This window comes from Klebsiella sp. GW_Kp181 (assembly GCF_040062315.1).
GTDB classification, from domain to species: domain Bacteria; phylum Pseudomonadota; class Gammaproteobacteria; order Enterobacterales; family Enterobacteriaceae; genus Klebsiella; species Klebsiella oxytoca.
On the sequence record NZ_JBEAFR010000016.1, the window covers coordinates 1 to 9727 of the forward strand.

Annotated in this window: 13 protein-coding genes; 9 read left to right on the forward strand and 4 right to left on the reverse strand. The window is 53.2% G+C overall.

All coding sequences use genetic code 11. From position 1 onward, the window contains the following. Nucleotides 1-121: 121 nt before the first annotated feature. Nucleotides 122-688: a D-glycero-beta-D-manno-heptose 1,7-bisphosphate 7-phosphatase gene (gene gmhB, locus ABLV11_RS06695; protein ID WP_004107881.1), complete on the reverse strand. Its 567-nt coding sequence runs from the start codon at nt 686-688 to the stop codon at nt 122-124. A gap of 188 nt (nt 689-876) precedes the next feature. On the opposite strand from gmhB, the gene metN reads away from it, so the two are divergent. The 7 genes from metN to ABLV11_RS06730 all read left to right on the forward strand — a co-directional run bounded on the left by metN (nt 877) and on the right by ABLV11_RS06730 (nt 7330). Beyond that, a complete protein-coding gene (gene metN / locus ABLV11_RS06700) occupies nt 877-1908 on the forward strand; it encodes a methionine ABC transporter ATP-binding protein MetN (protein WP_004107883.1) in 1032 nt (343 codons plus the stop codon). Beyond that, a complete protein-coding gene (locus tag ABLV11_RS06705) occupies nt 1901-2554 on the forward strand; it encodes a methionine ABC transporter permease MetI (RefSeq protein WP_004098792.1) in 654 nt (217 codons plus the stop codon). Before metN ends, ABLV11_RS06705 begins: the two co-directional genes overlap by 8 nt. Nucleotides 2555-2593: 39 nt before the next feature. After that, nucleotides 2594-3409, forward strand: a complete 816-nt coding sequence (gene metQ / locus ABLV11_RS06710; RefSeq protein ID WP_004107886.1) for a methionine ABC transporter substrate-binding lipoprotein MetQ — start codon at nt 2594-2596, stop codon at nt 3407-3409. A gap of 107 nt (nt 3410-3516) precedes the next feature. Next, nucleotides 3517-3924, forward strand: a complete 408-nt coding sequence (gene rcsF / locus ABLV11_RS06715; protein ID WP_004107888.1) for an Rcs stress response system protein RcsF — start codon at nt 3517-3519, stop codon at nt 3922-3924. Next, complete coding sequence (gene tsaA, locus ABLV11_RS06720) at nt 3921-4628, forward strand: tRNA (N6-threonylcarbamoyladenosine(37)-N6)-methyltransferase TrmO (protein ID WP_004107890.1); 708 nt, start codon at nt 3921-3923, stop codon at nt 4626-4628. The genes rcsF and tsaA overlap by 4 nt, the downstream gene beginning before the upstream one ends. 110 nt (nt 4629-4738) lie before the next feature. After that, nucleotides 4739-6457 (forward strand): proline--tRNA ligase, encoded by a 1719-nt coding sequence (proS, locus tag ABLV11_RS06725; protein ID WP_070555896.1) that lies wholly within the window; start codon nt 4739-4741, stop codon nt 6455-6457. Nucleotides 6458-6508: 51 nt separating this feature from the next. Further along, nucleotides 6509-7330: a YaeF family permuted papain-like enzyme gene (locus ABLV11_RS06730; protein ID WP_126488496.1), complete on the forward strand. Its 822-nt coding sequence runs from the start codon at nt 6509-6511 to the stop codon at nt 7328-7330. Here ABLV11_RS06730 and nlpE read toward each other — a convergent pair whose 3' ends face one another. Genes nlpE through ABLV11_RS06745 form a run of 3 tightly spaced genes read right to left on the reverse strand, consistent with a single transcriptional unit; the run spans nt 7331 to nt 9029 of the window. Next, complete coding sequence (nlpE, locus tag ABLV11_RS06735; protein ID WP_126488494.1) at nt 7331-8032, reverse strand: envelope stress response activation lipoprotein NlpE; 702 nt, start codon at nt 8030-8032, stop codon at nt 7331-7333. A gap of 41 nt (nt 8033-8073) precedes the next feature. Then, complete coding sequence (gene arfB / locus ABLV11_RS06740) at nt 8074-8487, reverse strand: alternative ribosome rescue aminoacyl-tRNA hydrolase ArfB (RefSeq protein WP_004107898.1); 414 nt, start codon at nt 8485-8487, stop codon at nt 8074-8076. After that, nucleotides 8484-9029, reverse strand: a complete 546-nt coding sequence (locus ABLV11_RS06745) for a YaeQ family protein (RefSeq protein ID WP_004107900.1) — start codon at nt 9027-9029, stop codon at nt 8484-8486. The genes arfB and ABLV11_RS06745 overlap by 4 nt, the downstream gene beginning before the upstream one ends. A gap of 196 nt (nt 9030-9225) precedes the next feature. Between ABLV11_RS06745 and ABLV11_RS06750 the strand changes: the two genes are divergently transcribed. Next, nucleotides 9226-9426 carry a YaeP family protein gene (locus tag ABLV11_RS06750; RefSeq protein ID WP_004107902.1) on the forward strand — a complete coding sequence of 67 codons (201 nt, stop codon included), beginning with the start codon at nt 9226-9228 and terminating at the stop codon, nt 9424-9426. After that, nucleotides 9413-9673 carry a Rho-binding antiterminator gene (rof, locus tag ABLV11_RS06755; RefSeq protein WP_004107903.1) on the forward strand — a complete coding sequence of 87 codons (261 nt, stop codon included), beginning with the start codon at nt 9413-9415 and terminating at the stop codon, nt 9671-9673. Before ABLV11_RS06750 ends, rof begins: the two co-directional genes overlap by 14 nt. The last annotated feature ends 54 nt before the right edge of the window (nt 9674-9727 follow it).

Genomic DNA, 9727 nt, shown 5'->3' on the forward strand with positions numbered 1-9727 from the left:
TGTTTGTGTGAAGTGATTCACATCTGCCGTGTCAGTGGGAGCGCATTATAGGGAGTTATTTTGCGGTGACAAGCGGTAAAATTCATTTTTATTTCAACCGCTCATCTTTTATACATAACGCCTATTTCTGCCGCTTTTTAATCGCATCCGGCAGGTCTGCCAGGCTGTTTAGCACCCAATCGGCAGCACTTTCCGCTTCTGGAGTGACGGGTTTACCGGTGCGTACCAATACTTTCGTGCCAACTTCCGCCGCTAAGGCCGCCTGCATATCTTCAATTTTATCGCCCACCATATATGAGGCCGCCATATCAATGTGCAGGTAGTCGCGCGCCGAGATGAGCATCCCCGGATGCGGTTTACGGCAGTCGCAGGTCTGGCGAAACTCTTCAACGGTTCCCTGAGGATGGTGAGGACAATAATAGATGCCATCCAGGTCAACGCCGCGATCGGCCAGCGACCAGTCCATCCACTCCGTCAGCGTTTCAAACTGCTCTTCAGTAAACTTGCCGCGGGCGATACCGGACTGGTTGGTCACCAGCACCAGCGCATAGCCCATCTCCTTTAATTGACGCATCGCGTCAATGACGCCATCGATAAATTCAAAATTGTCGATTTCATGGACGTATCCGTGATCGACATTAATCGTGCCATCACGGTCAAGAAAAATTGCGGGTACTGACATTGCCACCGGTTTGCTCCTGATAAAGGCTAATTCGCCTAGTATCGCATGTTTCCGGACGCAAGAAAGTGCTCATTATACAGAGTCAGATTGATTTAGACGTCTGGATGCCTTAACATCCATTTCATTGACAGGCATCGCCTGGACACGGCAGAAGAAAATGCCACGGCAAACGGCTAAATGATAATAAATAACTGATGATTAAACTTTCGAATATCACCAAAGTGTTCCAGCAGGGGAACCGCAGCATACAGGCGCTGAACGATGTCAGCCTGCATGTTCCTGCCGGACAAATTTATGGCGTCATCGGCGCTTCCGGCGCGGGTAAAAGTACGTTAATCCGTTGCGTTAACCTGCTTGAACGTCCAACGCAGGGCAGCGTCCAGGTCGACGGCCAGGAGCTGACGGCGCTTTCAGAAAAAGAGCTGACTCGAGCTCGCCGCCAGATTGGCATGATTTTCCAGCACTTTAACCTGCTTGCCTCACGTACCGTGTTCGGTAACGTGGCGTTGCCTCTGGAGCTCGACAATACCTCTAAAGATGAAATCAAGCGTCGGGTGACCGAGCTGCTGGATCTCGTCGGTCTGGGAGATAAACACGATAGCTATCCGGCGAATCTCTCCGGCGGGCAAAAGCAGCGCGTGGCCATCGCCCGTGCGCTGGCGAGCAATCCAAAAGTCCTGCTCTGCGACGAAGCCACCAGCGCGCTGGACCCGGCCACTACGCGTTCGATTCTGGAACTGCTGAAGGATATCAACCGTCGCCTGGGCCTGACGATTTTGCTGATTACCCACGAAATGGATGTCGTTAAACGCATCTGTGATTGCGTTGCCGTTATCAGCAACGGCCAGCTTATTGAGCAGGATACGGTGAGCGAGGTATTCTCTCATCCCAAAACGCCTCTGGCGCAGCAGTTTATCCAGTCAACGCTGCACCTTGATATCCCGGATGATTATCAGGCCCGCCTTAAACCTGAGGCTCTTGCCGATAGCGTGCCTATGCTGCGCATGGAGTTTACCGGTCATTCCGTAGATGCCCCGCTGCTTTCGGAGACTGCCCGTCGTTTTAATGTGAATAACAATATTATTAGCGCGCAGATGGATTACGCGGGCGGCGTCAAGTTCGGCATCATGCTGACCGAGATGCACGGCTCGCAGGAAGATACCCAGGCCGCGATCGCCTGGTTGCAGGAACATCATGTAAAAGTAGAGGTACTGGGATATGTCTGAACCAATGATCTGGCTGCTGGTTCGCGGCGTATGGGAAACGCTGGCCATGACGTTTGTCTCCGGCTTCTTCGGTTTTGTTCTTGGCCTGCCGGTCGGCGTGCTGCTGTACGTCACCCGTCCCGGGCAAATTGTCGCTAATGCGAAGCTCTACCGCACGCTTTCGGCGGTGGTGAACATTTTCCGTTCGATTCCTTTTATTATCCTGCTGGTGTGGATGATCCCATTCACTCGCGTGATTGTTGGCACGTCGATTGGCCTGCAGGCTGCCATTGTCCCACTGACGGTTGGCGCCGCGCCGTTTATCGCCCGCATGGTGGAAAACGCCCTGCTGGAGATCCCAACCGGCCTTATCGAAGCATCCCGCGCGATGGGCGCAACGCCGATGCAGATCGTGCGTAAGGTTCTTCTGCCGGAAGCGCTTCCGGGTCTGGTGAATGCGGCAACGATTACCCTTATCACGCTGGTTGGCTATTCCGCCATGGGCGGTGCCGTCGGTGCCGGCGGCCTGGGACAGATTGGCTATCAGTACGGTTATATCGGCTACAATGCAACGGTAATGAATACCGTGCTGGTGTTGCTGGTTATTCTGGTTTATTTAATTCAATTCTCTGGCGATCGTATCGTCCGGGCTGTGACTCACAAATAACATCACACACAATACAGAATCTTACAGGAAGGAAATAACATGGCCTTTAATTTCAAAACCTTTGCGGCAGTCGGCGCGTTAATCGGTTCTTTGGCGCTGGTGGGTTGCGGTCAGGACGAAAAGGATCCAAACCACATCAAAGTCGGCGTGATCGTCGGCGCGGAACAGCAGGTTGCTGAGGTTGCGCAGAAAGTAGCAAAAGATAAATACGGCCTCGATGTTGAACTGGTTACCTTCAACGATTACGTGCTGCCTAACGAAGCGCTGAGCAAAGGCGATATTGACGTTAATGCCTTCCAGCATAAACCGTACCTGGACCAGCAGATTAAAGACCGCGGCTACAAGCTGGTTTCCGTCGGCAACTCGTTTGTCTATCCCATTGCCGGTTACTCGAAAAAAATCAAATCGCTGGATGAGCTGCAGCCGGGCTCGCAGGTCGCCATTCCTAACGATCCAACCAACCTTGGCCGCTCTCTGCTGCTGCTGCAGCAGGTTGGTCTGATCAAACTGAAAGAAGGCGTTGGTCTGCTGCCAACCTCACTGGATATTATTGAAAACCCGAAAAACCTGAAAATTGTTGAGCTGGAAGCCCCGCAGCTGCCGCGCTCTCTGGATGATGCGCAGATCGCCCTGGCGGTTATTAATACCACCTACGCCAGCCAGATTGGCCTGACCCCGGCAAAAGACGGTATTTTTGTCGAAGGTAAAGAGTCTCCGTACGTGAACCTGATTGTCGCTCGCGAAGACAACAAAGATGCGGAAAATGTTAAGAAATTTGTTCAGGCTTACCAGAGTGACGAAGTTTACGAAGCAGCCAACAAAATCTTTAACGGCGGCGCGGTGAAAGGCTGGTAATCTATTCTCAGCGTAATATCATTCAGGACGGGCTTATGCCCGTCTTGTCATTTATGCAAGCACCTGATTCAATAGCGCCCTGTTTTATTATTTATTGAGGAAATACTATGCGTGCTTTACCGGTCTGTTTGTTAGCACTCATGTTAAGCGGTTGTTCCATGCTAAGCAGATCGCCAGTCGAACCTGTGCAAAGTACGGTCACTCAGCCAGCCAAATCGGAACCGGCCAAACCGAAAGCGACGCGCCCGGCCCCGGTAAGAATCTATACCGATGCAACAGAGTTGGTGGGTAAACCTTTCCGCGAACTGGGTGAAGTCACCGGTGAATCATGTCAGGCCTCTAATCAAGACTCTCCGCCCAATATCCCGACGGCTCGCAAGCGTATGCAGATTAATGCGGCAAGAATGAAAGCCAACGCTGTGCTGCTGCACCGCTGCGAAGTGACCAGCGGAACCCCGGGCTGCTACCGCCAGGCCGTTTGCCTGGGATCAGCGCTTAACGTTACGGCGCAATGAGTGCTTTTCAGTTTGCGCAGATAGGCGTTATTCGCTCGCCCTATAAAGAAAAATTTGCCGTTCCCCGCCAGCCCGGGCTGGTTAAAAACGGCGGCGGCGAATTACACCTTTTGCCTCCCTATAACCAGGCCGATGCCGTACGCGGCCTGGAAAATTTCAGCCATCTGTGGGTCCTGTTTGTGTTTCATCAGACCATGGAAGGCGGCTGGCGTCCTACCGTCCGCCCTCCCCGCCTCGGCGGTAACGCGCGAATGGGCGTATTCGCTACCCGTTCGACCTTTCGTCCTAATCCAATCGGTATGTCTCTGGTCGAGCTAAAAGGTATTCGCTGCCAGAAAGAACACGTCGTGCTTGAGTTAGGCAGCCTGGACCTGGTAGATGGAACGCCGGTCGTGGATATCAAACCTTACCTGCCCTTTGCCGAAGCACTGCCGGATGCCAGCGCAAGCTATGCTCAGGAGGCTCCAGGGGCGGAAGTAGCGGTGAGTTTCACGCCGGATACAGAAGCGCAAATTTTAACGCTGGAGCGACGCTATCCTCGTCTTAAGTCGTTTATTAGCGAAGTTCTGGCGCAGGATCCGCGACCGGCATACCGCAAAGAAGAGGAGCCGGGAAAAACCTACGCCGTCTGGCTGCTGGATTTTAACGTGCGCTGGCGGGTGATTTCGTCCGGTTTTGAAGTCTTTTCTCTCGAAGCACGCTAATTTTATTCTCCTCTCTTTTGGCATCTTTGCCACACTGGTAAACTAAACCACTTTTTTGTGTCAGGCTGGCTTCCAGCCTGTATCGATCGTCCAAATGGAACCGTAACAACATGCGTACTAGCCAATACCTGCTCTCCACTCTGAAGGAGACACCTGCCGACGCCGAGGTTATCAGCCATCAGCTGATGCTGCGCGCCGGGATGATCCGCAAGCTGGCCTCTGGGTTATATACCTGGCTGCCGACCGGCGTGCGCGTCCTGAAAAAAGTCGAAAACATCGTGCGTGAAGAGATGAACAACGCTGGTGCAATCGAGGTGTTAATGCCGGTAGTTCAGCCCTCTGAGCTGTGGCAAGAGAGTGGTCGTTGGGAACAGTACGGCCCGGAACTGCTGCGTATTGCTGACCGTGGCGAACGTCCGTTCGTACTCGGCCCGACTCATGAAGAAGTCATCACCGACCTGATTCGTAATGAGCTGAGCTCTTACAAACAGCTGCCGCTGAACTTCTATCAGATCCAGACCAAATTCCGTGACGAAGTTCGCCCGCGTTTCGGCGTAATGCGTTCCCGTGAATTCCTGATGAAAGATGCTTACTCTTTCCATACCTCTCAGGAATCGCTGCAGGAGACCTACGACGCGATGTACGCCGCGTACAGCAAAATCTTCAGCCGTATGGGGCTGGATTTCCGCGCGGTACAGGCTGACACCGGTTCTATCGGCGGCAGCGCATCTCACGAATTCCAGGTACTGGCGCAGAGCGGTGAAGATGACGTCATTTTCTCTGACTCTTCTGACTACGCGGCCAATATTGAGTTCGCCGAAGCCGTTGCGCCGAAAGAGCCGCGCGCGGCCGCCACGCAGGAAATGACCCTGGTCGATACGCCTGACGCTAAAACCATCGCCGAGCTGGTCGAGCAGTTCAATCTGCCGATTGAAAAAACCGTGAAAACCCTGCTGGTAAAAGCAGTAGAAGATAATGAGTATCCGCTGATAGCCCTGCTGGTTCGCGGCGATCATGAACTGAACGAAGTCAAAGCGGAAAAACTGCCGCAGGTCGCCAGCCCGCTGACCTTCGCAACCGAAGAAGAGATTCGCGCGCTGGTGAAAGCGGGTCCCGGTTCTCTTGGCCCGGTTAATATGCCTGTTCCGGTGATTATTGACCGTACCGTTGCCGCCATGAGCGATTTCGCCGCGGGCGCGAACATTGACGGTAAACACTACTTCGGCATCAACTGGGATCGCGACGTCGCCACTCCTGAAGTGGCAGATATCCGTAACGTAGTGGCCGGTGACCCGAGCCCGGACGGTAAAGGCACGCTGTTGATTAAACGCGGTATCGAAGTGGGCCACATCTTCCAGCTGGGTACCAAGTACTCTGAAGCGATGAAAGCCTCCGTACAGGGCGAAGATGGCCGTAATCAGATCCTGACTATGGGCTGCTACGGTATCGGGGTGACTCGCGTGGTGGCGGCAGCCATTGAGCAGAACTTTGACGAGCGCGGGATCTTGTGGCCGGAAGCTATCGCCCCGTTCCAGGTTGCGATTCTGCCGATGAACATGCACAAATCCTATCGCGTGCAGGAGCTGGCTGAGAAGCTGTATGCTGAGCTAACCGCGCTGGGCATCGAAGTGCTGATGGATGACCGTAAAGAGCGTCCGGGCGTGATGTTCGCCGATATGGAGCTTATCGGAATTCCGCATACTATCGTGCTGGGCGACCGTAACCTCGACAACGACGATATTGAATATAAATATCGCCGCAGCGGCGAGAAACAGCTGATTAAAACCGGCGATATCGTGAATTACCTGGTACAACAAATTAAAGGTTAACGCCAAAAGAGGCTCTGGTTTCAGAGCCTCTTTTTTACAAGGATTGTAATCATGGCTAAACGACGGGCTAATCATGTCCTGCTTTTTCCCGTATCGTTCTTACTTTCTGCCTGCACGGTAGACGTCAGCCGGTCCGTGCCTTCCGCTTCCACTATTAAGCAACCATCGCAGCAATGGGCGATTAAGCTTCAGCGCCAGAGCTCGGTGGCTAATAACACGCTGACTGAAATTAACACACAAGACCTGCTCCCCGGCGATCTCCTTTTCTCTTCCAGCTTTGGCGTGACGTCCCTGGGGATTCGTGCTCTTAGCACATCCTCCGTTAGCCATGTCGCTATCTATATCGGTGATAACCAGGTTGCAGAGGCAACCGGTGCTGGGGTGCAGGTTGTGCCTCTCCGGCAAGCGATGCAGCACAGCGATAAGCTGTTTGCCCTAAGAGCGCCTGACCTCACGCCGCAACAGGCCGCTGGCATTAAAAATTTCGCCTATAAAAACAGAAACAGCGCCTATAACTATCGCGGCATTATTGAATTTGTGCCCTTCATGGTCACCAAACAGCTATGCACCCTGAATCCCTTCTCAAAAGATTTCCGCCAGCAGTGCGTGAACGGTCTGGCCAAGGCCCAGCTGAGCGATGCAGCATCCGGGGACAAAAAAATGTGGTTTTGTTCGGAGTTTGTCAGCGATGCCTTCGCGAAGGCCGGACACCCGCTGACCCTGGCTCAACCGGGCTGGATTAGCCCATCAGACCTGCTTCATATGCGTGAGGGGGATGTGGCAAACTTTAAGCCCGAAACACAATTGCAGTATATCGGGCATCTTAAATTGGGAATTTATATCAAGACAAGCCGCCTCGTAGGACTCAATTAACTAACGAGAATTGCAGTCTTCTTTTTGATAAAACTTGCCGGGTGAATCCACCGCCAGAACTTTAACCGGCGCTCCCGAATCCGGATTCGCTTCCAGCGTAAAGTGCCCCTCAACCACCATCAGCACCGGTCGAGTATCCGTACCGCGCGCAGCGGCATAATCACGCTCGAGCTGAGCATTATTGGCGACAGCCACTCGCTTGCCGGTCGCGCAATCGGTAAAGGTCGCCGCATCCGCCATATAGAAGTACATTCCGCGCATCGCCATTGGCGTGATGGGCAGACTGGCTTTGACTGATTCAAGCGTATAGTTCAGCGTCGACTCGATGGGATTACCGTCGCGATCGAGCATTTCCAGCTTATCGCCCTTCGCCCGATAATAAGACTTCTCGCCTTTGCTGTCGGTCAGCACCAGCTTATCAGCCGTGCGCGCCCAGGTACCATATGAAGCAAAAGAGGAAGGTTCGCGGCTAACGCCCTGATATCGTTCATTCATCACCCAGGTGCCGTCTTTCTCAAGAAAGAGCGAGGTTTCAATCCCTTCGCAGTCGGCGCACGGCAGCACGCCGCGCCAGCTCTGCTGCATCGGTTTTAGCTCTTCCATCGGCGCCGGCTGTAACGTTTCCATTTCCGTACGATGGTTACAGCCGAACAGGGCAAAGAGCGAACAGGCCGCCACGACTGAAAATACGATTTTCTTCACTGTAAATTCCTTATCATCCATTCCACCGGTTCGCCATATTCTTACTGGCGAACCTTTCCACGCAGCGCTTTAACTGAGGATTTTTGCGCCTTTGAAGCCAGTCGGCGCTCTTTTGAGGCCCTGGTTGGTCGCGTCTCCCGGCGGCTCTTCTGCACTGCGGTTAATTCTTGTATTAGGGCAACCAGACGCGCAATTGCCGCTTCACGATTCATTTCCTGGCTGCGATATTCCTGAGCCTTAATGATAACCACACCCTCGGCAGAAATTAAGTGGTGGCTGGCGGTAAGCAGACGTTCCTTATAATAGTCAGGCAGGCTCGAGGCTTTAATATCAAAGCGCAAATGAATAGCCGTTGAGGACTTATTCACGTGCTGACCGCCCGCGCCCTGCGCGCGTATGCCGGAAAGTGAAATCTCGTCCTCCGCAATCGCGACGCTGCGGCTAATCGTAATCATGCGGGTGTTTGCCAGGCCGTTAAATGAATTTCCAGATTATTCTTAGCGTCAGATAACCAGATAGCGCCGTCCTGGATGGTCGCCTGCAGCGACATGGTCCGATCGGCAAAAGCGCTGAGCTGCGCCAGCTGAGTATCATCCAAATACCACACCGACAGCTTCGAAAACTGAGCCATTTTGTTCTGGTTTTGCTGCCACCAGATTTCTGCCGCCCGACTATTATAGGCGAACAGCGCCACCTGCTGGGCCCGCGAGCAGGCTTTTTTAATTCGCCGCTCGTCCGGTAGCCCCAGTTCAATCCACAGATCCACGCCCAGATGATCGTTAAGCAGCCAGAGTTCCGCTTCATCGTCGGAAGATAAACCGCGGGTAAACTGCAGACGCTCGTCGGCGTATTTAATCCACGCCAGCAGGCGCAGCATCATGCGCTCCTGGGTTTCCGACGGATGCTGGGCAAGCGTCAAACTGGCATCCAGAAACTGGTTGCGGTCCAGGTCGGCTACGTTCACCGTCGCTTTATAAATCGTCGCTTTCAGCGCCATGACTCTACTCCTGATAAAAATGGCGTACATTGTAGCGAAACTGACGGCAAAAGGCTGTCAGCAATCGACGGATCGCCTCTCATCCTGCTGATATTGCTTAAATGACTATGGTATAGTCACCTTGCTAAACAGAGTTTATCTTCGTAGGCTTAAACTTACATCCCACGGTTAAGTCAGAACGCTGACAGGAGGGCATGTGGAAAAATATTGTGAGTTAATACGCAAGCGGTATGCGGAAATAGCCAGCGGGGACCTTGGGTATATCCCGGATGCGCTAGGTTGCGTGTTGAAAGTATTGAATGAGGTTGCGGCGGATCAGGCCCTTGCTGAGTCAGTCAGGGAAAAGGCCGCATATGCGGCGGCAAACTTACTGGTGAGCGATTATGTCAATGAATGATACTTATCAACCCATCAATTGCGATGATTATGACAACCTCGAACTTGCCTGTCAGCACCATCTGGTCCTGGCGCTGGAGCTCAAAGATGGCGAACAGCTACAAGCGAAGGCCAACGATCTTATCTCGCGCAAAAATATCGAGTATCTGGTCGTAGAGCTCGCCGGCAACGTCCGCGAACTGCGCCTGGATAAAATCGCCAGCTTCAGCCATCCGCAAATCGGTACGGTAGTCGTTAGCGAGTCCTGAGTAAAAGACCACCTTCTGAGAAGGTGGCTTTTGAGAATGCCCCCTGTAAGGGGG